28 protein-coding genes are annotated in these 24,459 nt (G+C 29.7%); 21 read left to right on the top strand and 7 right to left on the bottom strand.

What is annotated here, in order from left to right:
• The first annotated feature begins 52 nt into the window (after nt 1-52).
• The 15 genes from efp (at nt 53) to hisIE (ending at nt 14,087) form a co-directional block, all read left to right on the top strand.
• Nucleotides 53-619 (top strand): elongation factor P, encoded by a 567-nt coding sequence (efp, locus tag LX78_RS06400; RefSeq protein WP_109681808.1) that lies wholly within the window; start codon nt 53-55, stop codon nt 617-619.
• Between the two features lie 64 nt (nt 620-683).
• Nucleotides 684-1,619 (top strand): UDP-3-O-(3-hydroxymyristoyl)glucosamine N-acyltransferase, encoded by a 936-nt coding sequence (locus LX78_RS06395; RefSeq protein ID WP_109681807.1) that lies wholly within the window; start codon nt 684-686, stop codon nt 1,617-1,619.
• Nucleotides 1,620-2,027 (top strand): nuclear transport factor 2 family protein, encoded by a 408-nt coding sequence (locus LX78_RS06390; protein WP_109681806.1) that lies wholly within the window; start codon nt 1,620-1,622, stop codon nt 2,025-2,027. It abuts the gene before it with no gap.
• Between the two features lie 69 nt (nt 2,028-2,096).
• Entirely contained in the window at nt 2,097-2,969 is an 873-nt protein-coding gene (sucD, locus tag LX78_RS06385) for a succinate--CoA ligase subunit alpha (RefSeq protein ID WP_109681805.1), read from the top strand.
• Between the two features lie 161 nt (nt 2,970-3,130).
• Nucleotides 3,131-3,877 carry a 3-oxoacyl-[acyl-carrier-protein] reductase gene (gene fabG / locus LX78_RS06380; protein WP_109681804.1) on the top strand — a complete coding sequence of 249 codons (747 nt, stop codon included), beginning with the start codon at nt 3,131-3,133 and terminating at the stop codon, nt 3,875-3,877.
• A gap of 37 nt (nt 3,878-3,914) precedes the next feature.
• Nucleotides 3,915-5,951, top strand: a complete 2,037-nt coding sequence (locus LX78_RS06375; RefSeq protein WP_109681803.1) for a hypothetical protein — start codon at nt 3,915-3,917, stop codon at nt 5,949-5,951.
• A gap of 9 nt (nt 5,952-5,960) precedes the next feature.
• A complete protein-coding gene (locus LX78_RS06370) occupies nt 5,961-6,776 on the top strand; it encodes a prohibitin family protein (RefSeq protein ID WP_109681802.1) in 816 nt (271 codons plus the stop codon).
• A 243-nt stretch (nt 6,777-7,019) separates the two neighbouring features.
• Nucleotides 7,020-7,877 (top strand): ATP phosphoribosyltransferase, encoded by an 858-nt coding sequence (hisG, locus tag LX78_RS06365; RefSeq protein WP_109681801.1) that lies wholly within the window; start codon nt 7,020-7,022, stop codon nt 7,875-7,877.
• Nucleotides 7,874-9,160 (top strand): histidinol dehydrogenase, encoded by a 1,287-nt coding sequence (hisD, locus tag LX78_RS06360; RefSeq protein ID WP_109681800.1) that lies wholly within the window; start codon nt 7,874-7,876, stop codon nt 9,158-9,160. The genes hisG and hisD overlap by 4 nt, the downstream gene beginning before the upstream one ends.
• Nucleotides 9,157-10,188 carry a histidinol-phosphate transaminase gene (gene hisC / locus LX78_RS06355; protein ID WP_109681799.1) on the top strand — a complete coding sequence of 344 codons (1,032 nt, stop codon included), beginning with the start codon at nt 9,157-9,159 and terminating at the stop codon, nt 10,186-10,188. Before hisD ends, hisC begins: the two co-directional genes overlap by 4 nt.
• Complete coding sequence (gene hisB / locus LX78_RS06350; RefSeq protein ID WP_109681798.1) at nt 10,185-11,318, top strand: bifunctional histidinol-phosphatase/imidazoleglycerol-phosphate dehydratase HisB; 1,134 nt, start codon at nt 10,185-10,187, stop codon at nt 11,316-11,318. The genes hisC and hisB overlap by 4 nt, the downstream gene beginning before the upstream one ends.
• A 57-nt stretch (nt 11,319-11,375) precedes the next feature.
• Nucleotides 11,376-11,957 (top strand): imidazole glycerol phosphate synthase subunit HisH, encoded by a 582-nt coding sequence (gene hisH, locus LX78_RS06345; protein WP_109681797.1) that lies wholly within the window; start codon nt 11,376-11,378, stop codon nt 11,955-11,957.
• A 1-nt stretch (nt 11,958) separates the two neighbouring features.
• Nucleotides 11,959-12,690: a 1-(5-phosphoribosyl)-5-[(5-phosphoribosylamino)methylideneamino]imidazole-4-carboxamide isomerase gene (hisA, locus tag LX78_RS06340; protein WP_109681796.1), complete on the top strand. Its 732-nt coding sequence runs from the start codon at nt 11,959-11,961 to the stop codon at nt 12,688-12,690.
• Nucleotide 12,691: 1 nt separating this feature from the next.
• A complete protein-coding gene (gene hisF / locus LX78_RS06335; RefSeq protein WP_109681795.1) occupies nt 12,692-13,447 on the top strand; it encodes an imidazole glycerol phosphate synthase subunit HisF in 756 nt (251 codons plus the stop codon).
• Between the two features lie 46 nt (nt 13,448-13,493).
• A complete protein-coding gene (gene hisIE / locus LX78_RS06330; protein ID WP_109681794.1) occupies nt 13,494-14,087 on the top strand; it encodes a bifunctional phosphoribosyl-AMP cyclohydrolase/phosphoribosyl-ATP diphosphatase HisIE in 594 nt (197 codons plus the stop codon).
• A 39-nt stretch (nt 14,088-14,126) separates the two neighbouring features.
• On the opposite strand, the gene LX78_RS06325 is transcribed toward hisIE, so the two are convergent.
• Complete coding sequence (locus LX78_RS06325) at nt 14,127-14,564, bottom strand: hypothetical protein (protein WP_109681793.1); 438 nt, start codon at nt 14,562-14,564, stop codon at nt 14,127-14,129.
• 98 nt (nt 14,565-14,662) lie between these two features.
• Between LX78_RS06325 and LX78_RS06320 the strand changes: the two genes are divergently transcribed.
• Both LX78_RS06320 and LX78_RS06315 read left to right on the top strand, forming a co-directional pair.
• On the top strand, nt 14,663-15,451 hold the full coding sequence (locus LX78_RS06320; RefSeq protein ID WP_109681792.1) for a tRNA pseudouridine synthase A: 789 nt from the start codon (nt 14,663-14,665) through the stop codon (nt 15,449-15,451).
• Nucleotides 15,452-15,530: 79 nt separating this feature from the next.
• Nucleotides 15,531-16,208 carry a DUF2461 domain-containing protein gene (locus LX78_RS06315; RefSeq protein ID WP_109681791.1) on the top strand — a complete coding sequence of 226 codons (678 nt, stop codon included), beginning with the start codon at nt 15,531-15,533 and terminating at the stop codon, nt 16,206-16,208.
• Here the strand turns inward: LX78_RS06315 and LX78_RS06310 are convergent.
• Entirely contained in the window at nt 16,201-16,647 is a 447-nt protein-coding gene (locus LX78_RS06310; protein ID WP_109681790.1) for a transcription elongation factor, read from the bottom strand. The two genes, LX78_RS06315 and LX78_RS06310, sit on opposite strands and share 8 nt — an antisense overlap.
• 3 nt (nt 16,648-16,650) lie before the next feature.
• Nucleotides 16,651-17,052 carry a glyoxalase gene (locus LX78_RS06305; RefSeq protein ID WP_109681789.1) on the bottom strand — a complete coding sequence of 134 codons (402 nt, stop codon included), beginning with the start codon at nt 17,050-17,052 and terminating at the stop codon, nt 16,651-16,653.
• Between the two features lie 185 nt (nt 17,053-17,237).
• On the opposite strand from LX78_RS06305, the gene LX78_RS06300 reads away from it, so the two are divergent.
• Entirely contained in the window at nt 17,238-17,633 is a 396-nt protein-coding gene (locus LX78_RS06300; RefSeq protein WP_109681788.1) for an acyl-CoA thioesterase, read from the top strand.
• Here the strand turns inward: LX78_RS06300 and LX78_RS06295 are convergent.
• Entirely contained in the window at nt 17,626-18,873 is a 1,248-nt protein-coding gene (locus LX78_RS06295; RefSeq protein ID WP_109681787.1) for a mechanosensitive ion channel family protein, read from the bottom strand. The two genes, LX78_RS06300 and LX78_RS06295, sit on opposite strands and share 8 nt — an antisense overlap.
• Nucleotides 18,873-19,163 (bottom strand): DUF3817 domain-containing protein, encoded by a 291-nt coding sequence (locus LX78_RS06290; RefSeq protein ID WP_109681786.1) that lies wholly within the window; start codon nt 19,161-19,163, stop codon nt 18,873-18,875. Before LX78_RS06290 ends, LX78_RS06295 begins: the two co-directional genes overlap by 1 nt.
• Nucleotides 19,164-19,387: 224 nt before the next feature.
• Here LX78_RS06290 and LX78_RS06285 point away from each other — a divergent pair, with 224 nt between their 5' ends.
• The gene (locus LX78_RS06285) at nt 19,388-20,731 is read left to right on the top strand and encodes a T9SS type A sorting domain-containing protein (RefSeq protein ID WP_109681785.1); all 1,344 of its coding nucleotides are present in this window, start codon (nt 19,388-19,390) and stop codon (nt 20,729-20,731) included.
• 10 nt (nt 20,732-20,741) lie between these two features.
• Here LX78_RS06285 and rlmF read toward each other — a convergent pair whose 3' ends face one another.
• Nucleotides 20,742-21,605 carry a 23S rRNA (adenine(1618)-N(6))-methyltransferase RlmF gene (gene rlmF / locus LX78_RS06280; RefSeq protein WP_109681784.1) on the bottom strand — a complete coding sequence of 288 codons (864 nt, stop codon included), beginning with the start codon at nt 21,603-21,605 and terminating at the stop codon, nt 20,742-20,744.
• A 118-nt stretch (nt 21,606-21,723) separates the two neighbouring features.
• Between rlmF and LX78_RS06275 the strand changes: the two genes are divergently transcribed.
• On the top strand, nt 21,724-22,842 hold the full coding sequence (locus tag LX78_RS06275; RefSeq protein WP_109681783.1) for a DEAD/DEAH box helicase: 1,119 nt from the start codon (nt 21,724-21,726) through the stop codon (nt 22,840-22,842).
• 249 nt (nt 22,843-23,091) lie between these two features.
• The gene (locus LX78_RS06270; RefSeq protein ID WP_109681782.1) at nt 23,092-23,553 is read left to right on the top strand and encodes a cold-shock protein; all 462 of its coding nucleotides are present in this window, start codon (nt 23,092-23,094) and stop codon (nt 23,551-23,553) included.
• Nucleotides 23,554-23,612: 59 nt separating this feature from the next.
• Here the strand turns inward: LX78_RS06270 and LX78_RS06265 are convergent, their stop codons facing one another.
• The gene (locus tag LX78_RS06265; RefSeq protein ID WP_342766613.1) at nt 23,613-24,452 is read right to left on the bottom strand and encodes a restriction endonuclease; all 840 of its coding nucleotides are present in this window, start codon (nt 24,450-24,452) and stop codon (nt 23,613-23,615) included.
• Nucleotides 24,453-24,459: the final 7 nt, after the last annotated feature.

The raw sequence follows: 24,459 nt of genomic DNA, 5'->3' as shown, positions 1-24,459 counted from the left end.
ATCCAAAGCTTAAACTAAGGAGGAACTTAATAACAAAAGACAATAAAATAGAATGGCTACAACAAGCGATATTAGAAACGGATTATGTATAAGATATAACAACGATATATATAAAATAATTGAATTTTTACATGTAAAACCAGGTAAAGGTCCTGCTTTTGTAAGAACTAAAATGAAAAGTGTAACTAATGGAAAAGTATTAGATAATACATTTTCAGCTGGACACAAATTAGAAGATGTTCGTGTGGAAACACATAAATTTCAGTTTTTATATCATGATGGCGAATTCTATCATTTTATGAATACAGAAGATTATACTCAAATTCGTTTACTTGAAGCTGCTCTTGATAGACCAGAATTAATGAAAGAAGGAGAAGTTGTTACAGTAATTATTAATACTGAAGACAACATGCCTCTTTCAGTAGAAATGCCTGCAAGTGTTATTCTTGAAGTTACTCATACAGAACCAGGTGTTAAAGGAAATACAGCTACAAATGCTACAAAACCTGCAACAGTTGAAACTGGAGCTGAAGTAAATGTACCTTTGTTTATTAATGAAGGAGACAAAATTAAAATTGAAACAGATAAAGGAACTTATAAGGAAAGAGTTAAAGAGTAATCCACAATAAATCAGTAGCAGTTTTCGGTGAATAGACTGATAACTGGAACTGAAAACTGAAAATATGAAGTTTCCTAATCCACATACTTTAAAGCAAATATCAGAAATAATTGATTGTCAGTTTATTGGCGATGCAAATTTTCAAGTTCTAGGCATGAACGAAATTCATGTTGTAGAAGCAGGAGATATTGTTTTTGTAGACCATCCAAAATATTACGATAAAGCATTAGAGTCTGCAGCTACAATAGTGTTAATTAATAAAGAAGTAGCATGTCCAGAAGGTAAGGCTCTGTTGATAAGTAACGATCCGTTTCGGGATTTCAATAAGCTTACACAACATTTTAAACCATTTGTTTCATCAAATTCAGCCATTTCACCATCAGCCAAAATTGGTAAAGACACCATTATTCAACCAAATTGTTTTATTGGAAATAATGTAGTAATTGGAGACAATTGCATCATTCATTCTAATGTTAGTATTTATGATGATACTGTTATTGGTAATAATGTCATTATACATGCTGGTTCAATTTTAGGAGCAAGTGCATTTTATTATAAGAAACGCCCTGAAGGCTTCGATCAATTAAAATCAGGTGGACGTGTTGTTATACAAGATTACGTAGATATTGGAGCCTTGTGTACCATTGATAGAGGTGTGACTGCAGATACTACAATTGGAGAAGGATCAAAATTAGATAATCAAATTCAAGTTGGACACGATACAGTAATAGGAAAAAAATGTCTTATTGCATCTCAAGTAGGTATTGCTGGTTGTGTAATTATTGAAGATGAAGTAACTATTTGGGGTCAAGTTGGTATTACAAGTGGAATAACAATTGGCGAAAAAGCTGTAATTTCTGCTCAATCAGGTGTAAGTAAATCTCTGGATGGAAATAAAAGCTATTTTGGAACTCCAGCAGATGATTTTAGATCAAAATATAAAGAAATTGCAGCAATTAGAAAGATTCCTGAAATATTAGAGAGATTAAAAATTAAATAAATGAGCCCTAAAGAAGTCTTAAAAAAATTTTATCAGTCAGATTTAGTTAATAATCTGGATGTTGTTAATCAGTTTTTTCATAAAGATTGTGAATTACATTGGAATAGTAGTAGAGGATTTAAAATATTGAATTTCGAAGATATTTATTCATTCTTTAAAAATATAAATGAAAATTATATCTCATTGAGGTATGAAAATAGTCATTTTTTAGAAGAAGCAGATTTTGTAACAACTAGATATACAGTTTATGGGAGAACTATCGAAAATGAAGAAGAAGAAACTCCTTTAGCACATTACATTTGTATTTGGCAAGTTAAAGATGGAAAACTGTTTAAAGGACACCAAATAAGCCTTCCAGCAGATGATGCTGCTATTCAATCTAATTCTTTTTCAGAAATAAAAGTTTAAAAAACTTTATTAATAGCTGTTAAAAACTTACTTTTGCCACGTTTTAAAAACATAAAAAATTAAACATCAATGAGCGTTCTAGTTAATAAAGATTCAAAAATAATTGTTCAAGGTTTTACAGGTAGTGAAGGAACATTTCATGCTAGTCAAATGATAGAGTATGGAACAAATGTAGTTGGTGGAGTTACACCTGGAAAAGGTGGACAAACACATCTAGATAGACCAGTTTTTAATACTGTTCAAGAAGCAGTAGAAAAAGCAGGAGCAGATACAACTATTATTTTTGTACCACCAGCTTTTGCTGCAGATGCCATTATGGAAGCTGCTGATGCTGGAATTAAGGTTATTATTACCATTACAGAAGGAATTCCTGTTGGAGATATGATTAAAGCTGCAAACTATATTAAAAATAGAGATTGTAGGTTAATTGGTCCAAACTGTCCAGGAGTTATTACTCCAGGTGAAGCTAAGGTTGGTATTATGCCAGGTTTTGTTTTCAAAAAAGGAAAAGTAGGAATTGTTTCTAAATCTGGAACTTTAACTTATGAAGCTGCTGATCAAGTAGTAAAACAAGGATTAGGAATAACTACAGCTATTGGTATTGGTGGAGATCCAATTATTGGAACAACAACTAAGGAAGCCGTAGAATTATTAATAAATGATCCAGAAACTGAAGCTGTTGTAATGATTGGTGAAATTGGAGGTCAATTAGAAGCAGATGCTGCAAACTGGTATAAAGCAAGTGGTAGTAAGAAACCTATTGTTGGGTTTATAGCTGGCGAAACAGCTCCTGCAGGACGTACAATGGGTCATGCTGGTGCAATTGTTGGTGGAAGTGATGATACAGCTCAAGCTAAAAAGAAAATTATGAGAGCTTGTGGAATTCATGTTGTAGATTCTCCAGCTGAAATTGGTAAAAAAGTCAAAGAAGTTTTAGGATAAATTTCTTATAACATAGTATTAAACCTCATAAATTCATCTTAATTTTATGAGGTTTTTTCATTTCATACAACTTCTTATCATTATATTTGAATTAGAAATCAACCAATATTTAGAAATGTAGAATTCTAAGCATATCTAAATTAGCGACAAAAATTATACATATGAAATTATTAGAAGGAAAAACAGCTATTATAACTGGAGCTAGTCGTGGAATAGGTAAAGGTATTGCACAAGTTTTTGCTCAACAAGGTGCTAATGTAGCATTTACTTACAGTTCTTCTGTAGAAGCAGCTAATGAATTAGAAAACGAATTAAATGCTCTTGGTGTAAAAGCCAAAGGATATAAAAGTAATGCAGCAAATTTTAATGAAGCTCAAGTACTTGCTGATGCTGTTGTAGAAGAATTTGGAACCATAGATATTTTAGTTAATAATGCTGGAATTACAAAAGATAATTTGTTAATGCGAATTACTGAAGAGGATTTTGACCAAGTTATTGAGGTTAATTTGAAATCTGTTTTTAATATGACTAAAGCCGTACAACGTACTATGTTGAAACAACGCAAAGGATCTATCATTAACATGAGTTCTGTAGTTGGTGTAAAAGGAAATGCTGGTCAAACAAACTATGCTGCTTCAAAAGCTGGAATTATTGGTTTTTCTAAATCTGTAGCATTAGAGTTGGGTTCAAGAAACATTAGAAGTAATGTAATTGCTCCTGGATTTATTGAAACAGAAATGACTGCTAAATTAGATGAAAACACAGTTAAAGGATGGAGAGATGCTATTCCTTTGAAAAGAGGTGGGACACCTGAAGATATAGCCAATGTTTGCGTATTTTTAGCTAGCGATATGAGCGATTATGTTACAGGGCAAACTATTAATGTTGATGGTGGTATGCTAACATAGAAAGAGCATATTAATAAAAATAATTTTAAACTAATTAATGAGTTCTGAAACTCTTTTATATATCATTTTATCTGGAATCATAGCGCTTTTATTAGCGCTTTTTCAGTATTTATACAAAGCAAAAAGCAAGTCCAGACTTAATATGTTTTTAGCTTTTTTAAGGTTTGTCTCTATATTCTCAATATTGTTATTGTTTGTTAATCCTAAACTTGAGAGTCATACAATTTATACAGAAAAACCTAATCTAAATATCGCTATAGATAACTCAGGATCAATAACATATTTAAATCAAAAAGAAAATGCGCTCTCTGTATTAAACTCATTAAAATCTAATAATCAATTAACAGATAAGTTTAATATTAACGTATACTCGTTTGGAAATCAATTGAATCCTATCGATTCCTTAGGTTTTAATGAACAACAAACAAATTTAGACAAAGTGTTTGGCGAATTAAACCAAGTCTATAAACAAACAGTTTCTCCAACAATATTAATTTCAGATGGTAATCAAACCATTGGTAGTGATTATTATTTTGCTGCTTCAAAATATAAACAGCCAATATATTCTGTTATTCTAGGCGATTCAACGGTTTATGCAGACGTAAAGATTCAGCAACTAAACGTTAATAAATATGCTTATTTGAAAAATAAATTCCCAGTTGAAGCTATTTTAGTGTATCAAGGAGAAGAGGAATCAATTCAAACAGAATTTAATATAAGTATTGGAAACACTGTAGTTTATAAAGAAAATGTTAGTTTTTCAAAAGACAATAACTCTAGAATTATAAATTTATATTTACCAACAAATCAAGTTGGTATTCGTACTTATAAAGCGTCATTAGTTCCTATTGAAAATGAGAAAAATACAATTAATAATTCTAAAGAATTTGCTGTAGAAGTAATCGATCAGAAAACAAATGTAGCTTTAATATCAGATTATATTCATCCAGATTTAGGAGCTTTAAAAAAGAGTATTGAAGCTAACGAACAACGTCAGGTTAGCATATTAAATCCAGTTGAATATTTAAGCAAATCTAATGATTTTCAATTAGTTATATTATATCAGCCAACTAATAACTTTAAGGGTGTTTTTGATTATATTAAAACGTCTGGTGCAAATAGTCTTTTAATAACTGGAGTTAATACTAATTGGAATTTCCTTAATAGTTTAGATTTAAATTACACACATGATTTAAATAATCAAACTGAATATTATCAGCCTATTTTAAATACTGGCTTTTCAGATTTTATTGTTGAAAATTTAGAATTTGAATCTTTTCCTCCTTTAAAATCAAATTTTGGAGATATTAAATTTAAAGTTCCTTTTAATTCAATTTTATATAAAAAAGTAGGAAGTCTTTCAACTGAAAACACTTTATTGGCAACCATTGACAAAGATAATAGGAGAGAAGCTATCCTATTAGGAGAAAATATTTGGCAATGGCGTGCACAAAGCTATTTGAATGCTAAATCGTTTAATCAATTCGATAATTTTATTGGAAAGTTGGTTCAATATTTGGCTTCTAACAAACAGAAAAGTAGAATAAGTTTAGAATATGAAACTGTTTATGAAGGAAACACGAATGTATTTTTAAAAGCTCAATATTTTAATAAGAATTATGAATTTGATTCAAACGAAACACTTTCCATAACAACAATAGATAGAGTTAGTAAGGAGTCAAATACATTTCCTTTAATACTTAAAGGGAATTATTATCAAGTTGATTTAAGTAGTTTACCAGCTTCAGAATTTGACTTTTTAGTAAAATCTATTTCCGAAAATTTATCAAAATCTGGTAGTTTTAAAATCTTAGATTATAATATTGAACAACAGTTTTTAAATGCAGATTATAAAAAACTACAGCAAATAGCTGTTAACAGTAATGGAAATAGTTTTTTTGCTGCTAATAGTAATGAATTAATTAATGAAATATTAGAAGATAAGAGATATAAACCAATCCAGAAAAGCATTAAAAATATCGTACCTTTGATAGATTGGAAATACCTTCTAGCATTAATAGTCTTGTGCTTATCTGCTGAGTGGTTTATTAGAAAATATAACGGATTAATATAAAAAATAACTATGGAAAAATTACCTAAAATAGCATTGCCAACAATTATAATTGCAATTGTACTAATTATTTTATTAGCAAAATCTGCTGTAACTATTGGCTCTGGAGAAGCTGGTGTATTATATAAAACCTTCGATAATGGTGTGGTTACAGATGCGCCTCCATTAGGCGAGGGGTTTCATATTGTTGCTCCTTGGAACAAAGTGTTTGTATACGAAGTGAGACAACAAGAGATTCTTGAAAAAATGAATGTATTATCTTCTAATGGTTTAGATATTAAATTAGAAGCATCAATTTGGTTTCAGCCAGATTTTAATAGCTTAGGGAAATTGCACCAAGAGAAAAGTGAAATGTATAAAGAGCGTGTTCTGTTACCAGCCATTCGTTCTGCAGCTAGAAGTGTTGTAGGTCGTTATACACCAGAGCAATTATATTCTAGTAAACGAGATGCAATACAACAAGAGATTTTTGAAGAAACTAAAAATATTGTTGAAGATCAATACATTCAGTTAAACGAAGTTTTAGTTAGAGATGTTACGTTACCACCAACTATTAAAGACGCAATTGAACGTAAGTTAAAGCAAGAGCAGGAATCTTTAGAATATGAGTTTAGACTAGTTACAGCAGCTAAAGAAGCTGAAAAAGTAATTATAGAAGCTGAAGGTAAAGCAGAATCAAACAGAATTTTAAGTGCTTCCCTTACAGATAAAATCTTACAAGATAAAGGTATTGACGCTACCATTAAATTATCTGAATCTCCTAATACTAAGGTAATTGTTATTGGTTCTGGAGACTCTGGAATGCCTTTAATACTAGGTAATCAATAAAAAATAATATTTATTTAGGAATTGTAATTAATTATTTACAATATTTGTACTCACAAAATAGAAACATGGCTTTTATTCAATTACATCATCATCATTTTCATTCTGGCACTCAAGCGAGCTGAAAATGTATTGAATAAAATCAACATATTTAAAAACCCGTTTGAGTAGATCAAACGGGTTTTTTGTTTTTAAAAAACAGAAATTTATATCCAAAGGATTTACTCAAACATATTTAATCAAATAATGAGTAAATTAAAAATTGCCGTTCAAAAATCTGGTCGTCTTCACGACGACTCCATGAAACTCCTAAAAGATGTAGGAATTTCAATAGATAATGGTAGAGGCCAACTAAAAGCTTCAGCTAAAAATTTTCCTATTGAAGTTTTCTATTTACGAAATGGAGACATTCCTCAATATCTAAGAGATGGTGTTGTAGATGCTGCCATTATTGGAGAAAATGTATTAATTGAGAAAGGAAATGATATTTCAATTGCAGAAAAATTAGGTTTCTCTAGCTGTAAAGTTTCAATAGCAGTTCCAAAATCTACAAAATATAAATCTATTCAGGATTTACAAGGTAAGCGCATTGCTACGTCATATCCAAATACAGTCAATCGGTTTTTGGATGAAAATAAGATTGATGCGAACCTTCATATCATAAACGGTTCTGTAGAAATTGCTCCAAATATTGGTTTAGCAGATGCTATTGTAGACATTGTATCTAGTGGAAGTACCTTATTTAAAAACAACTTAAAAGAAGTTGAAGTGCTTTTGCATTCCGAAGCTGTTTTAGCCGTGTCACCATTAATTTTTCCTAAAAACCAGATTATATTGAGCAAATTGAAATTTCGGTTTCAATCGGTTTTAAAAGGAAGACAATCAAAATATGTTCTTTTAAATGCTCCTAATGATAGAATTCCAGATATTATTAAAGTGCTCCCTGGAATGAAGAGTCCAACAATTTTACCTCTAGCAGAAGAGGGTTGGAGTTCTTTACATTCAGTCATCAACAAAAACGATTTTTGGGAAATTATTGATGAATTAAAACTACAAGGTGCCCAAGGAATACTAGTGGGCCCAATTGAAAATATGGTAATATGAAAACAATTATAAATCCTAAAAGAGAAGATTGGTCATCCTTATTGCAAAGGCCAACACAAAAAGTTAAAAATATTGAGTCTACAGTTAATCAAATTTTTGAAGATGTAAAGCGACATGGAAATGATGCTATTAGCAAATACACCGAACTTTTTGATGGTGTAACTTTGCAATCTAATATTGTTTCTGCCGAAGAAATTGAAATGGCTTCAAATCTAGTTTCAAATGAATTGAAAAGTGCTATTAAACTTGCTAAATCAAATATTGAAAAATTTCACCAAGCTCAAAAAACAGATAAAGTAAAAGTTGAAACATCAAAAGGGGTTATTTGTTGGCAAGAAAAAAGACCTATAGAAAAAATTGGGTTGTATATTCCTGGAGGTACTGCTCCTTTGTTTTCAACTGTATTAATGTTGGTAGTTCCATCTAAAATTGCAGGTTGCAAAGAAATCGTGTTATGTACGCCACCAAATAATGAAGGTAAGATTGCAAACGAAATTCTATACACAGCCAAACTTTGTGGTGTAACAAAGATTTTTAAAGTAGGAGGTATTCAAGCTATTGCAGGTTTAACTTTTGGAACTAAATCCATACCTCAAGTCTATAAAATATTTGGACCAGGAAACCAGTTTGTAACTGTAGCAAAGCAATTGGCCACAAAATTTGGAGTAGCTATCGATATGCCTGCAGGACCAAGCGAATTATTAGTAGTAGCAGATGATTCTGCTAATGCAAGCTATGTAGCATCAGATTTGTTAAGTCAAGCTGAACATGGTTTAGATAGTCAAGTAATTTTGGTGTCAACTTCAAAAAACCTTATTAGCCAAGTAGAGGTTGAAATAGTAAAACAACTTAAAGAGTTGCCAAGGAAAGAGATTGCAGAAGAGGCCATTTCCAATTCCAAATTTATTTTTATAGAAGATAAGGCTGATGCTATGGATTTAATTAACGATTATGCTCCAGAGCACTTCATTATTAGTACAGAAAACGAAGATTATTATAAGGATAATCTTAAAAATGCAGGCTCTGTTTTTATTGGGAATTACACACCAGAAAGTGCTGGCGATTATGCGTCTGGAACCAATCACACATTGCCAACAAACGGATTTAGTAAAGCATACTCAGGAGTAAATCTAGATAGTTTTACTAAGAGTATCACCTTTCAAAAGATATCAAAGATAGGTTTAAAAAACATTGGCAAAACAATTGAATTAATGGCAGAAGCTGAAGGCTTACAAGCTCATAAAAATGCCGTTTCAATAAGATTAAAAGACTTGTTATCATGAAGATTTTAGAGCTAGTAAGAAATAACGTAAAAGAATTGAAACCTTATGCATCTGCAAGAGATGAATATCAGGATGGTTTAAACAACAAGCTGTTTTTAGACGCCAATGAGAATCCGTTTGATAATGGTGTGAATCGTTATCCAGATCCTCAGCAATCTCAAGTAAAATCTGAACTTTCAAAAATTAAAAACCTCTCTACTAATAACATGCTTTTAGGGAATGGAAGTGATGAAATACTCGATTTAATATTTCGCGCTTTTTGCGAACCAAATAAAGATAGGGTTATAACCTTACCACCAACTTATGGTATGTATCAAGTGTTAGCGAATATTAATGCTGTTGAAGTTGTAGAAGTGCCTTTATCTAACACTTTTCAGCCTCGAATAGACAAAATATTGGAGGTCACAAACGCAAAAATTTTGTTTTTATGCTCACCAAATAATCCGTCTGGTAATTGTTTTGCAGTTTCTGATGTTGAAAAATTACTTAAAAATTTTCAAGGAATTGTCGTTTTAGATGAAGCCTATATAGATTTTTCGGAACAGAAAAGCTGGTTAAATAAGTTAGATGAGTTCCCAAACCTAATCATTACACAAACCTTTTCAAAGGCTTATGGTCTGGCTGGAATTAGATTGGGAATTGGTTACGCATCAACAGAAATTATTTCAGTGTTGAATAAAATAAAACCACCTTATAATGTGAATAGTTTGACACAACAGTCGGTTTTAGATAGATTAAAAAATAGAAAAGAAGTAGCTTTTGAAATTCAACAAATCAAAGCTGAAAGAGAGAATCTAATTATTGAATTACAAGCCATTTCCTTTATATCTAAAATCTATCATTCAGATGCTAATTTCATACTTGTTAAAGTAGACGATGCAAATTTTAGGTATCAACAATTCATAGAAAAAGGCATTGTAATTCGCAATAGAACCAATCAGTTAGGTTGTAAAAACTGTTTGCGTTTAACCCTAGGAACTAAAGCTGAAAACACAAGATTAATAAACACTTTAAAAGCCATACAATGAAGAAAGTACTTTTTATAGATAGAGATGGAACACTAATAAAAGAAACACCAGATGAGCAAATAGATTCATTCGATAAAGTAGAGTTTTACCCAAATGTATTTCAATATTTAAGTAGGATAACCAAAGAGTTGGATTTCGAAATAGTTATGGTTACCAATCAAGATGGTTTAGGAACAAATACGTTTCCTGAAAACACGTTTTGGCCAGTTCATAATTTTATCATTAAAACATTTCAAGCAGAAGGTATCGAGTTTAAAGAGCAATTTATTGATAAAACATTTGCTAATGAGAATGCTCCAACTAGAAAACCAAATACAGGTTTATTAATTCAATATTTTTCTGAAGATTATGATTTAAAAAACTCATACGTTATAGGAGATCGATTAACCGATGTTGAATTAGCAAAAAACTTAGGTTCTAAGGGCATTTTTATTAATGACAATACCAACCTAGGAACAAATGAAATTACCGTTAAACGCGAAGAGTTAAATAGTATTATTGCTTTAGAAACCAACGATTGGAAAAAGATTTATACCTTTTTAAAAGTAGAAGTAAGAACAGGTTCAATTGAAAGAAACACTAATGAAACTAAGATTAAAATCAATCTAAACCTAGATGGAAAAGGACAAAGTAGCATAGATACTGGTATTGCCTTTTTCGATCATATGTTAGATCAAATAGCTAGACACGGACAATTAGATTTAGATATTAAAGTTGTTGGTGATTTAGAAGTGGATGAACACCATACCATAGAAGATACAGCGATTGCCTTAGGTGAACTTTTTGCAACTACATTAAGAGATAAATTAGGTATTGAACGCTATGGATTTAGTTTACCTATGGACGATTGTTTAGCACAAGTAGCCATTGATTTTGGTGGCAGAAACTGGTTGGTTTGGGATGCAGAATTTAATCGCGAAATGATAGGAAAAATGCCAACTGAAATGTTTATGCACTTTTTTAAATCCTTTACAGATGGCGCAAAATGCAACTTAAACATTAAAGCAGAAGGAACTAATGAACACCATAAAATCGAAGCTATTTTTAAAGCTTTTGCAAAAGCTATTAAAATGGCAATAAAACGCGATATGGACAAATTGATTTTACCATCAACAAAAGGTGTTTTATAGAATCAATTAATATTATATCACTTAGTGTTTGTAGGAGAGTATCAAAAATAAAAATATATGAAACTTGTAATTATAAATTATGGAGCAGGAAACATTAAAAGCATTCAATTTGCATTTAAACGTTTAGGTATGAATGCTATTTTATCTAATAAGCCAGAAGAAATATTAAAAGCAGATAAAGTGATTTTTCCTGGAGTAGGTCAGGCAAAAAGCGCTATAAAAATGCTTCAAGGAAGTGGTTTAGATATTATTATACCACAACTTACACAACCAGTATTGGGAATTTGTTTAGGAATGCAATTACTTTGCAACGACACTGAAGAAGGCAATACAAATGGATTGGGAGTCTTTAATGTTTCTGTAAAACGATTTTCAAATCAGGTAAAAGTGCCACAAATTGGATGGAATTCTATAACTAATTTAAAATCTAAGCTTTTTAATGGTATTTCTGAAAATGAATATATGTATCTTGTACATAGTTATTATGCAGAAAACTGCAAAGAAGCAATAGCTACTACTAATTACAACCAAATCTATTCATCTGCTTTACAAAAAAACAACTTTTATGGAGTTCAATTTCATCCAGAAAAGAGTAGTTATGCTGGAGAGCAATTATTAAAGAATTTTTTAGAATTATAACATGAGAATTATACCAGCAATAGATATCATTGACGGAAAGTGCGTTAGACTAACCAAAGGAGATTACAGCACAAAAAAAATATATAACGAAAGTCCTATAGAAGTGGCTAAACAATTTGAAGCAGCTGGAATTCAGTATTTACATTTAGTAGATTTAGATGGAGCAAAAGCAAAAAAAATTGTTAATTATAAAGTGTTGGAACAAATAGCCTCAAAAACCAATTTAAAAATTGATTTTGGCGGTGGAATAAGAGAAGACGAAGATCTGCATATTGCATTTAATTCTGGAGCCAAGCAAATTACAGGAGGTAGTGCTGCTGTTAGCAATTCAAAAACTTTTGTAGGTTGGCTAGAAAAATATGGAGGAACAAAAATAATTCTTGGAGCAGATTGTAAGAATGGAAAAATAGCTATAAGTGGTTGGCAGGAATATAGCTCACTAGAAGTTATTCCATTTATCCAAAATTATCAAAAAAAGAGTGTTCAATATGTTATTTGTACGGATATTTCTAAAGATGGAATGCTAGAAGGTCCTTCAATCGAGTTATATAAAAACATTATTGATTCTTGTTCTAATAGCAACGGACAATCAATTAAATTAATCGCTTCTGGTGGTGTTTCTAGCATAGATGATATTAATTCGCTTGAAGACATAGGTTGTGAAGCTGTAATTATTGGAAAAGCTTTGTACGAAGGAAATATTAAACTAAAGGATTTAGAAACTCATTTTTAAAATGCTTACAAAACGAATTATTCCATGTTTAGATATTAAAGATGGTCGGACAGTAAAAGGAGTAAATTTTATTGATTTAAGAGATGCCGGAAATCCAATAGAATTGGCTAAAATGTACGCTGAGAATGGCGCAGACGAACTTGTTTTTTTAGATATTTCAGCAACACTTGAAGGTAGAAAAACCATGTTAGATATGGTTTTGAAGGTCGCTAAACAAGTAAATATTCCATTTACTGTTGGAGGTGGTATTACATCTATTGAAGACGTAGATGCACTTTTAAAATGTGGTGCAGATAAAATATCCATTAACTCTTCTGCAATAAAACGGCCAGATTTAATTAACGAATTATCTAGTAAATTTGGCAGTCAATGTATTGTAGTAGCTATAGATGCAAAGCTTATAAATGGTCGGTGGATTGTACATCTTGCAGGAGGAAGTATTCCAACAGAACTAGATTTATTCGATTGGTCAAAAGAGGCTGAAAAACGTGGTGCAGGAGAAATATTATTTACATCAATGAATAATGATGGCACTAAAAATGGCTTTGCCAATCATGCCTTAAATAAACTTTCCAAAGAACTAAATATTCCAATTATTGCTTCAGGTGGCGCAGGAACAATTCAACATTTTGTAGATGCTTTTACCTTAGGGAAATCTGATGCAGCCTTAGCTGCTAGTGTGTTTCATTTTGGTGAAATAACAATTAAGGATGTAAAGAATAAACTAAAAAATAAAAATATTCCTGTACGACTTTAAAGTTGTTTTTCTGAACATATTTCAGCTTCACATAATAATTAAAAAAATGAATATAGACTACAAAAAAAATAATGGACTCGTTCCAGCCATCATTCAAGATGCACAAACAAAAAATGTTTTGATGTTAGGTTATATGAATGAGGCAGCATTAATCAAAACCTATGAAACTAAAAAAGTAACTTTTTACAGCAGAAGTAAACAACGTTTATGGACAAAAGGGGAAGAAAGCGGAAATTATCTGACTTTAGTTGATATAAAATTAGATTGTGATAAAGATACACTGCTTGTTAAAGTCAATCCAAAAGGACCAATTTGTCATAAAGGATCAGACACCTGTTGGAATGAAAATAATATTGAAGCGTTTGGTTTTTTATTTCTGCTAGAAAACATAATAAAAGATAGAAGAGAAAATTCTACTTCAAAAGATTCTTATGTGGCATCTTTGTTTGAAGATGGTATAAATAAAATAGCTCAAAAAGTAGGAGAGGAGGCAGTAGAAGTTGTTATTGAAACAAAAGATGATAATGATACTTTTTTTATTAATGAATGTGCAGATTTACTGTTTCACTATTTAATTTTACTCCAGGCAAAAGGATTCAAACTTCAAAATGTTATAAATGAATTAAAAAAAAGGCATTAGAAATATCTTTTAATGCCTTTTTTATCATTTAAAAACTGTTTATGAAATCCAATTATTCGAAATACTTTTTTTAGCTAACATTACAAGGTAAACACCAATAATAATTATCATTACTGGCATAATCATACCACCAGGACCATAGACATCCATGGCTTCACTAATAAAGAAATTGTAAATCATTTGAACAATAATTCCAATTAAAGAAATTAAAAAAAGTGTTTTTGCTAATTTTTTTCTTAGTAACAAAGCTATAGAAGCTATTGCACCTCCAAAAACTGCTATTGCAAAAGCAGCAGTTGCCCAAGCAGGATAATTAGCATATAATGCTTGTTCTACTTCAGGTAAAGCATTCAATTCAGCTTCTGTCATATAAGCTTGTCCAATATAGGCCATTACTCCCATAAGATTCCAAACTAATGCAACAACAGCTATTACCCAAAACCAAATAGGTGGTTTATTTGTTGAAATGTCAGTCATAATTAATTAATGTTTTAGTGGTTAATACAATTACAAGGTATAAAAAATTTGGCAGTTGCTTAAAATGACTTATTTTTCAACCCTCAAATAAAAACTTCGTGTTTAATAAAAAACATTTCTACGTTTTAAAGGTTCAATATTTAGGATACCGTTTTCATGGTTGGCAAAAACAGCCTAATTTAAAAACGGTTCATTTAATGATAGACAGAACCTTAAATTATATTTTTGAAGGAAAACGATTTAAAACATTGGGTTCAGGAAGAACTGATGCTATGGTATCTGCACAAGAAGCAGCTTTCGAGTTGTTTGTTTTTGAACCTATAGAGGATTTAAAAATATTCTTAGAACTGTTTAATCATAATCTACCTCAAGACATTCGTGCTCTTTCTGTAGTAGAAGTAGATGAAGTATTTAATATAATAAATCACGCAAAAATTAAAGAATACCTTTATGTTTTTGCTCATGGACAAAAGCATCATCCGTTTTGTGCACCAATAATGACAACCATTCTGGAAGAATTAGATATTAAACTAATGAAGCAAGGAGCAAAGCTATTTGAAGGGTTTCATAATTTTAAAACCTATTGCTATAAAGCAACAGACAATGGTATTTATGAAAGAGAAATTCTTACTTGCGAAATTGTTGAAAATAATATTTTTACTGCCAATTTTTTCCCAGAGACTTCTTATTTACTTCGAGTTAGAGGTCAAGGTTTTATGAGAAACCAAATTCGATTAATGATGGGAGCTTTAATAAAACTAGGTAGAGGCGATATCACATTAGAATATATTGAGGCTTCTTTGGCGTCAGACAGCATTGAAGTAATGGATTATATTGCTCCAGCTTCAGGATTAATTCTTAATAAAATTGAGTTTGAAAATATCTAGTAAGAGTCCTTAATTAACTTTTATTTTGTAGAAAACTAATATGTTCTTTGTATTTTTAAATTTAAACTTTATCAAATAAATGACTTACTCGATACCAAACAAAACATTAGATTTTCTTAAAAAGTTAGAAAAAAATAACAATCGCGATTGGTTTAATGAAAACAAAGCAGAATTTAAAGAAGTAGAAATGCAGACAAAAGCATGTTACAATTCACTTTTTGAATTATTAAAAACACATGATGATGTTGATAAGCTTAAAATATTCAGAATTTATCGAGACGTTAGGTTTTCAAAAAACAAACTACCATACAAAACGCATTTTGGAGGTTCTTTTCATAGAAAGAAACCTGAGTTAAGAGGTGGTTATTATTTACATATAGCGCCAAATAACGAATCTTTTATTGCAACTGGTTTCTGGGAACCAAATAAAGACGACTTATACAGAATTCGAAAAGAATTTGAAATGGATGATTCTGAAATCAGAAAAATAGTTTCAAATAAATCTTTTAAAAATATTTGGGGAGAATTTGTTGGAGATGAATTAAAAACAGCTCCAAGAGATTTTGATAAAGATCATCCAGCAATAGACTTAATTAGAAAAAAACAATACATTTTTACTAAGAAATATACAGATAAGGAGGTTTTATCTGATACGTTTTTAGAAGATGTAAATAAATCTTTTAAGGCAATTAGACCGTTTTTTAATTATATGAGCGACGTGCTTACTACTAATTTAAATGGAGAGTCTATTATATAATTTCAGTAATTGTTATTGTAGTATTATTAAAAATAATACTTTCTCCTACTGTTTTGTTTTTAAGTAATTGGCCTATAGGTGAGAGTAAGGAAATACCAAAATAAATTTCATTATCTATTTCAATTTTCCCAACACTTATGGAGATATAATAATTATTAGAAGTTGTTCTTACCAAACTTCCTAAAGCAACATGAGTATTAACCGTTTTAGAATTTATAAGTTTTAATGTATCCAACATTTTAGTGGCATCACTTAAATATTGCGCATTCAATTCTAAATCGTTATACAATTTTCCGTTACCAGAATCATCTCCTTCGTCATTGCTTTTATCGTTACTCTCAATAGATTCTTTAATAGTTTCTAATTCGTCTTTATAGCTAGCAATGCGTTTGTTTACATAGCTATAGCAAGCTTGTAACAACTGTTCTTTCAAGTTCATATCTTATGCAAAGATAGAATGAAAAACTTGAATATTACTAATTAATTTTTCTTTTACTAAGTTCATCATTCGTTTATTTAAAGCTGAAGAATTTGTAATATAAATTTGATATTCTTCAACAGTAAATTGTCCAATAACCATTCCTTTTAAAGAGTTTCTAAATTTCATGTCTTTATGAATAGCATTTTCAATATAATCTATTTGTTTTTCTATAGATAAATCTAAAAAGACATTTTTATGCTTGTTTACATAGTTTTTAAAAACTTCAATAAATAAATTAGATTGTAATTTAATTACGGGTCTTAATGTGGCATTTTGAAAGCGTTCATCATCGCTCATGGAATCAAAAAATAATGCTGATGAGATTTGTGGCCGACACTCTAATAAGTCTTTAGATCTGTTCATTTTAGTAAGTTTGTTTAAATTTATTAATAATGACTTCGTATTTGAACTCGAACCATAATCAATATTAACAGTGTTATTAACAATAAAGAGAAAATTGACTTTATTTAACTTAGAGATACTGATTTTATAAGATTAGTTTTAATATTAAGTATCTTTGAATAAAAGCTAAACATAAAGTTATTATGATGAGATTTCACACACGAAAATGGGTTAAACCCGAAGATTTAAATCCAAATGGTACTTTATTTGGAGGTCGTTTATTAGCTTGGATTGACGAAGAAGCTGCTTTATATGCAAATATTCAACTGGAAAATTCTAAAATAGTTACCAAGTTTATTTCTGAAATAAATTTCAACAGTTCTGCTAAACAAGGAGATATTGTTGAACTTGGAATGGAAGTAACAAAATTTGGAATAACCTCTATTACACTTAATTGTATAGCCAGAAATAAAATGACTAGGGAAACAATTTTAACTGTAGATAAAATTATTATGGTAAATCTAGACGATGATGGAAAACCAGCACCTCATGGTAAAAAAAGACTGGAATACGTAAAAGATAGATTAAATAAAACTACGTAGTTAGATTTGGATATTCTGTAGGATACTCAAACAATTCTAAATCGAAATAAGATACTGCAGCAATGGCATGATCGAAAATGTCTGCCATAATATATTCGTAATTTTCCCAACGCTTATCACTACTAAAAGCATAGATTTCTAAAGGAAACCCATGAGGTGTTGGCTCTAATTGTCTTACCATAATTGACATATCTTTATTTACAGCAGAATGGTTTTGAATATATGATAACATGTATTTTCTAAACACACCTAAATTGGTCATATTTCTTCCATTAATCAATACAGATTTGTCAATGTTATTGGATTTGTTAAATGAGATAATATCTTTTTGACGATGCTCTAAATAATCAGTTATTAATTGAATTTTCATTAATTGATTAATACTTTCATCAGATAAATAGTGAACACTTTTGGCTTTCAAAACAATTGCTCGTTTAATACGTCTTCCTCCTGAAGCTTGCATGCCTCTCCAGTTTTTAAAAGAATCTGAAATTAAAGCATATGTTGGAATGCTAGTAATAGTCATATCGAAATTTTGTACCTGAACCGTTGACAGATTAATTTCAATAACATCTCCATCTGCACCATATTTTTCCATGGTTATCCAATCTCCAATTCTAACAGTGTCATTAACAGCCACTTGAATACTAGCTACAAATCCTAAAATAGTATCTTTAAAAATCAATAATAATACAGCAGAAGCTGCACCAAGAGTCGTAAAGAATTTTATAAAAGATAAATCAATAACAACTGCTAAACAGGCAGCAACACCAATAATCCATATAAATAACATAGCTACTTGTATATAGCTGTCAATTGGCTTGTCTTTTAATCTTGGTAAGGTTTTAAAATAAGATTCAAATGTTTTTAAAATACTACGTATAATCCATACAGATAGAATAATTCCATAAACTTTTAGTAAGACAACAATGTAACCTTCAAAATGAGGAAAATCGTAGAAAACAATAGGAAATACTTTAATGGTAATAATTAATGGAACTATATGTGCTAAGTTTCTTGGTGCTTTATGATTGACTAATAAATCATCTAAACTATTTTTAGATTTTTTTGAAAAACTAATAAATGCATTTACTAATAATTTTCTAGTTATAAAATCGGTTATGTAAATTATCACCAATAAGATTAGTAACAAACATAACATGTTTAAATATTTTGCAGCAATTTCAGAAATACCGAAAGACACAAAATAATCATGAAAATAACACTGAAACTCTTGCATTATGAAGCTTGTTTTAAATATACTTTTTCAATATAAAAAGTTCCAAAAGGAATAATAGAAGCTGCTAAAATAAACAATAAGGTTTTAGTTTTCCATTTTAATTTAGACCCAAGTATTATGGCTAAAATAATATAAGCTATAAAAAGCAATCCATGTGGCATACCTAACAACTTTACATATTGAGGATCGTTTCCAAAATATTTAATTGGAGTGGCAATAAATAATAATAAAATATAAGAAACACCTTCTAAAAAGGCAATAATTCTGAAGAGGTTTAATAATGTAAGCATAAAGTTTATTTAAGGAGCAAAAATACAATTCAATAAGTTAATTAAGAGCATTTTTTAAATGTTTTTAACTAATTAAATATCATGCATTGAAAATTTATATTAAAGTAAAAAACAACAAGTTATCGAATAAATTAAACCAATAACGATAAAATGTAATTGCCTTTTAATAAAACAATACATTTATAATCAGTAAGCTATTATTAAAACCAAAAACAAACCAAAATATGCAACCTACATCAAAAAGCATATATAAACGTATCTTTATATTAACACTTTTTATAAGTGTTTTTTTTCATTGCCAAAGTTACTCTCAAACAACAAATATTCTAGATTCTAATTTTGAACAAGCACTTGTAAATTTAAATATAGATACTAACGGTTTAAATGGTAATATACTAAATAGTGACGCTGATTCAGTACTTAATTTAGATGTTAGCGAAAATTTTATTCAAAATCTTACAGGTATTGAAGCTTTTTCGAATTTGAAAACACTTGATTGTTCTAAGAATAATCTAAACTCAATAGATATATCAAATAATATTCAATTAGAGGAATTAAATGCAAACGATAATCAACTAAATACGATAAATGTTTCATCTAATGTTAAGTTGGAATTATTGAGTTTGAGTTCAAATCAACTCACCACTATCAATCTATACAATAATCCATATTTAGAAAATTTATCAGTTGATTTAAATAACTTAATTTCATTAGATGTAACAAATAATTTACAGTTAGAATATTTAGGTTGTTACTCTAATAACTTAAGTGTAATAGACTTAACTAATAATACACTGTTAAAACATGTTTTTATAAATTTTAATAATTTAAGCAATTTAGATCTTAGTCAAAATACGATATTGAGAACTTTGTCCTGTAGTTCAAATAACTTTACGGAATTAAACCTTCTAAACAATTCTGATTTGAATTATTTTGATTGCAGGGATAATAATCTTACAGATTTAGATTTAAGTAATAATTCAAATTTAAAACGATTGTTTTTTAGTAACAATCATTTAACAGAAATAGACTTAACCAATCTTTCAGATTTGTTATTGATTTTTGCTAGCGATAACAATATATCAACTTTAGATATATCAAATAATTTAGATTTAAGATGGATAAAATTTGATAAAAATAATTTATCTAGTGTAGATTTTAGAAATGGAAACAACAGTCATATTTCTGAATTTACAATGACAGAAAACTCAAATCTAAACTGTATTTTTGTTGATGATGCAGAAGCAAGTTATTTAGAAACATGGTTAATTGATGATGCTAGTGCATTTGTTGAAAATGAATCTGATTGTGAAGCTTTGACAGTAGAAGAAGAGCCTAAATTTGGATTTAATATGTTTCCAAACCCTGCAACAAATATGGTTTCTGTAACCATAGATACGCAACTAGCAAGTTTAGATATTTATTCAATTAAAGGGCAAGTTATTATTAGTCAACCACTTTCTTTTGGAAAAAACAATATTCAATTAGAAGCTCTTAGCTCTGGAATGTATTTGGTTAAAATAACTTCAGCTAATCAAAGTGAAACAAATAAATTGCTTATTCACTAAGCCTTTCTTATTAATTATCTTTAAAAGACCAAGCTAGAATGCGACTTTTCTTGTTTCCTTGAAACATTTCAATTATTTTATAAGTTGAATTTAGCTTTACTAACTGTTTCTGTAATTTAGGTAAATGCTCTTTTTTTGAAACCAAACTTGTAAACCAATCTACTTGATTTTTAAAATCCTTACTTTGTTTAATCATTCGTTTTATAAATAAGGCTTCGCCACCATTACACCACAGTTCATTGGCTTGACCACCAAAATTAAGTGATGTAGCTCCATCCTTTTTAAGATTCTTCAATTTTAACTTTGTGCCTTTTAAAGCTTCTTCTTTAGATGCATGGAATGGAGGATTACACATCGTAAAATGATAATGTTCATTGGGTTGGATTATCCCTTCAAAAATATTAGCTGGATTAGATTGATGCCTTATTTCTATGGAATCTTTTAGGTTATTGGTTAAGCTAATATTGTTTTTTGCAGCTTCAACAGCTTCTAATTGTATGTCAGATCCAACCATTTTCCATCCATAAATTTTACTACCTAAAATAGGATAAATACAATTGGCACCAACACCAATATCAAGACCAGTAATATAGTCCTTAGAGTCTTGCACCTGAAGTAAGTCTGCTATTTGGTGTATATAATCTGCTCTTCCAGGAATTGGAGAACATAAATAACCCTTTGGTATACGCCAATCTGTAATCTGATAATATGTTTTTAATAAGGCTTTATTTAAATGAAATACAGCGTCTGGTTTATTAAAATCAATGGTTTTGGTTTTGTATTCATTAGTAAACACAAAACGTTCTAATGGATTATGATTTTCAACTAACTCATCAAAATTATATCCTTTACGATGTATGTTTCTAAGATGCATTTTATTTGATTTAACTCTTATAAGCCAAAGATAAACTTATTAAATATCTAAAAGAGTTTATAATTAAACTAATCCAACAAGAGTAAATAGCATTACCTTTGCCACTTAATTAAATAATATGGCAACTTTTTTAGATATAGGAATTCAAAAAGAATATGTTAAAGCTTTAAAAGAGCTAGGAATTAAAACACCTACGCATATACAAGAGCAAACGATTCCTATTTTACTAAATTCACAAACAGATTTTATTGGACTAGCACAAACTGGAACAGGAAAAACAGCTGCTTTTGGATTACCAATTTTGCATCAAATAGATTCTACATCAAATCAAATTCAGGCTTTAATACTTGCTCCAACAAGAGAATTGGTTCAGCAAATAAAAAAACAATTATTTAAGTTTACTAAATACACAGATTCTAAAATTTTTGTTGAAGGTGTTTATGGAGGCGAAAAAATAGATAGACAAATAAGTGCATTAAAGCGTCCTACACATATTGTGGTAGCAACTCCAGGACGTTTAATTGATTTAATTGAGCGAAAATCGATTGACATTAAAAATATAAAAACCTTAGTGCTAGATGAAGCTGATGAAATGCTTAGTATGGGTTTTAAAGATGAATTAAATAATATATTAAAATTTACTACTGGTAATAGACATACTTGGTTGTTTTCTGCAACTATGCCTGAAGAGATTAAACAAATTATTAAAACGTATATGTCTGAAAAGGCTATTCGTATTGAAGTTAACAAAGATAGCTTGGTTAATGAAAACATTACGCATCAATACATTAGCACGACTATAAAAGATAAAGAAAATATCATCACTCGAATTTTAGATAGAAGAAAAGGAGAAAGAGGTATTATCTTTTGCAGAACTAAAGCAGGAACACAAAATTTGGTTGAAAACCTTAAAAACGAAGGATATTCGGTTGGAGCACTAGAAGGAGACATGCAACAAAAGGAGCGTGATAAAGTGATGCGTGCCTTTAAAAACGAATCTCTTAGAGTACTTATTTCAACAGATGTCTCTGCACGTGGCATTGATGTTAATAATTTAGCTTTTGTAATCCATCATCAACTTCCTGAACAACTAGAGTATTATACACATAGAAGTGGTAGAACTGCAAGAGCTGGAAAAACAGGACATTCTATTGCATTAATTATTCCTGGAGAATTACAACGAGTTCATGATCTGCAAAAAGAATTAGGAATTACATTTAGAGAGATTGTTATGTAATTTTTAGGAAATATTTTTAAGGCTATAATTTATTACGTCTTTAAAAAAAATACAGTCAATTCTCTAAATAAATTAAAATGAATCCCTTATCTTTGTAGGACTTAAAGGAGATATACCTAGTTAGCAATATTTTTTTGCAAGTCATATCTTTAGGTTCATTAATAATATACATGGTTCTTATCGAAACATTCGTTTAGTATTTTAACTTCTTCTTAAGCAATACATTATCAATTAATTTTAAAATAACGAATGGCAAAATCGCAACAGACATTTAATAAAAGTGAAAAGGAAAAAAAACGTTTAAAAAAACGCGAAGATAAACGTAAAAAAATGGAAGCTCGAAAGCTAGAAAAAGAAGCTGGTGGAAGTGAAGGTATCCAATTTGCTTATGTTGATTTTAATGGAAACTTAACTGATACGCCTCCAGACCCTTCTTTAAAAGTAAAGGTAGATGCAGAAAGTATAGAAGTTAGTATTCCAAAACGTGACGATAGCGATATAGAAGAATTCGATCCAGTTAGAAAAGGAAAAGTGTCATTTTTCGATTCGTCAAAAGGTTTTGGATTTATAATAGATTCAGAAAATCAAGAAAAATATTTCTGCCACGTTAGTGGATTAATTGATGAAATTCAAGAAAACGATAAAGTATCTTTCGAACTTGAAAAAGGTATGAAAGGAATGAATGCTGTTCGTGTGAAAATTGTTGATTAAAATCAAATTACTTATAATATATAATCCTATCAATTCATTTTGATGGGATTTTTTTATTATTAAAGACAAAGTTTCTCTACTTCATTTAGAATTCTTCGTATTCTAAGATCAGAGATTCCAATACTTTTCATTGTTTTAGTAGCATTAGCTAATTCTTTAATTAAAACAATATTTTTATCAATTAGTTGGTGTTTTTCTTTCTTCGTTAAAGTTGTTAAAGCAGTTACAGGATATAAAGCCAAGCTGTCTATATTTGCTTTTAAACCATTGTTTTTCGGATAGTCCCAACTTAACAAAGTCAAACCTATACATTTCCCATAATCTATAGCATCTTTAGTAAATCTGGTATTAGTTACCAGCCAACCTTGTTTTAAGTGTGTTTTATTTTTTGAATTGGTATTCCATTGTTTTTGTACATCCAAGAATCTGGAATTAATATATAAAGGCACTCTAACATTACTTGACCCTTTAGCATCCGAATGAAATTTACATTCAATAGCATACACATTGCCATCCTTTTCTGCTAATACATCAATTTCATGAGTAACACATTCTCCATCCAATATAACACTTACTTTTGTATTAAATCCTTTTTCTTTTAAGAGTGCACTAATCAATCTCTCAAAAGGGAAACCCGTAGGTCCCAAATCGAAAATAGCCCGTTTTAAACTGTATCTAGAAGCTGAGATTCTGTTATGTTTTTTCAATAAAGCAAAAGCTTTTTTATAGATGTCATTAGATGATATGCCATCATAAACCTCCAATTGTATTTTACTCACTATAGTTTCAACCACTTCTAAACATGCTCCTGTATTTAGAAGAGATTGTCTTAACTTTTCAAACGAAAAAAGTTCAACCTCATCATTACTTTTTTTAATATAAACTTGTTTTTTCATCATAATATAT

It is taken from the genome of Xanthomarina spongicola (assembly GCF_003148645.1).
Lineage (GTDB): Bacteria > Bacteroidota > Bacteroidia > Flavobacteriales > Flavobacteriaceae > Xanthomarina > Xanthomarina spongicola.
The sequence above is the reverse complement of the archived record's forward strand: the minus strand, read 5'-3'. Positions and strand labels throughout refer to the sequence as shown.

What these genes read in the sequence shown, in the direction of transcription:
- LX78_RS06395 (WP_109681807.1), top strand. Translation starts at nt 684, where the DNA reads ATGAAGTTTCCTAATCCACATACTTTAAAGCAAATATCAGAAATAATT.
- hisA (WP_109681796.1), top strand. Translation starts at nt 11,959, where the DNA reads ATGAGAATTATACCAGCAATAGATATCATTGACGGAAAGTGCGTTAGA.
- LX78_RS06375 (WP_109681803.1), top strand. Translation starts at nt 3,915, where the DNA reads ATGAGTTCTGAAACTCTTTTATATATCATTTTATCTGGAATCATAGCG.
- efp (WP_109681808.1), top strand. Translation starts at nt 53, where the DNA reads ATGGCTACAACAAGCGATATTAGAAACGGATTATGTATAAGATATAAC.
- LX78_RS06315 (WP_109681791.1), top strand. Translation starts at nt 15,531, where the DNA reads ATGACTTACTCGATACCAAACAAAACATTAGATTTTCTTAAAAAGTTA.
- LX78_RS06325 (WP_109681793.1), bottom strand. Translation starts at nt 14,564, where the DNA reads ATGACTGACATTTCAACAAATAAACCACCTATTTGGTTTTGGGTAATA.
- LX78_RS06305 (WP_109681789.1), bottom strand. Translation starts at nt 17,052, where the DNA reads ATGAACAGATCTAAAGACTTATTAGAGTGTCGGCCACAAATCTCATCA.
- hisB (WP_109681798.1), top strand. Translation starts at nt 10,185, where the DNA reads ATGAAGAAAGTACTTTTTATAGATAGAGATGGAACACTAATAAAAGAA.
- fabG (WP_109681804.1), top strand. Translation starts at nt 3,131, where the DNA reads ATGAAATTATTAGAAGGAAAAACAGCTATTATAACTGGAGCTAGTCGT.
- hisC (WP_109681799.1), top strand. Translation starts at nt 9,157, where the DNA reads ATGAAGATTTTAGAGCTAGTAAGAAATAACGTAAAAGAATTGAAACCT.
- LX78_RS06370 (WP_109681802.1), top strand. Translation starts at nt 5,961, where the DNA reads ATGGAAAAATTACCTAAAATAGCATTGCCAACAATTATAATTGCAATT.
- LX78_RS06310 (WP_109681790.1), bottom strand. Translation starts at nt 16,647, where the DNA reads ATGAACTTGAAAGAACAGTTGTTACAAGCTTGCTATAGCTATGTAAAC.
- LX78_RS06295 (WP_109681787.1), bottom strand. Translation starts at nt 18,873, where the DNA reads ATGCAAGAGTTTCAGTGTTATTTTCATGATTATTTTGTGTCTTTCGGT.
- LX78_RS06285 (WP_109681785.1), top strand. Translation starts at nt 19,388, where the DNA reads ATGCAACCTACATCAAAAAGCATATATAAACGTATCTTTATATTAACA.
- LX78_RS06270 (WP_109681782.1), top strand. Translation starts at nt 23,092, where the DNA reads ATGGCAAAATCGCAACAGACATTTAATAAAAGTGAAAAGGAAAAAAAA.
- hisIE (WP_109681794.1), top strand. Translation starts at nt 13,494, where the DNA reads ATGAATATAGACTACAAAAAAAATAATGGACTCGTTCCAGCCATCATT.
- LX78_RS06265 (WP_342766613.1), bottom strand. Translation starts at nt 24,452, where the DNA reads ATGATGAAAAAACAAGTTTATATTAAAAAAAGTAATGATGAGGTTGAA.
- rlmF (WP_109681784.1), bottom strand. Translation starts at nt 21,605, where the DNA reads ATGCATCTTAGAAACATACATCGTAAAGGATATAATTTTGATGAGTTA.
- hisD (WP_109681800.1), top strand. Translation starts at nt 7,874, where the DNA reads ATGAAAACAATTATAAATCCTAAAAGAGAAGATTGGTCATCCTTATTG.
- LX78_RS06290 (WP_109681786.1), bottom strand. Translation starts at nt 19,163, where the DNA reads ATGCTTACATTATTAAACCTCTTCAGAATTATTGCCTTTTTAGAAGGT.
- hisG (WP_109681801.1), top strand. Translation starts at nt 7,020, where the DNA reads ATGAGTAAATTAAAAATTGCCGTTCAAAAATCTGGTCGTCTTCACGAC.
- LX78_RS06275 (WP_109681783.1), top strand. Translation starts at nt 21,724, where the DNA reads ATGGCAACTTTTTTAGATATAGGAATTCAAAAAGAATATGTTAAAGCT.
- hisH (WP_109681797.1), top strand. Translation starts at nt 11,376, where the DNA reads ATGAAACTTGTAATTATAAATTATGGAGCAGGAAACATTAAAAGCATT.
- hisF (WP_109681795.1), top strand. Translation starts at nt 12,692, where the DNA reads ATGCTTACAAAACGAATTATTCCATGTTTAGATATTAAAGATGGTCGG.
- LX78_RS06300 (WP_109681788.1), top strand. Translation starts at nt 17,238, where the DNA reads ATGAGATTTCACACACGAAAATGGGTTAAACCCGAAGATTTAAATCCA.
- LX78_RS06390 (WP_109681806.1), top strand. Translation starts at nt 1,620, where the DNA reads ATGAGCCCTAAAGAAGTCTTAAAAAAATTTTATCAGTCAGATTTAGTT.
- sucD (WP_109681805.1), top strand. Translation starts at nt 2,097, where the DNA reads ATGAGCGTTCTAGTTAATAAAGATTCAAAAATAATTGTTCAAGGTTTT.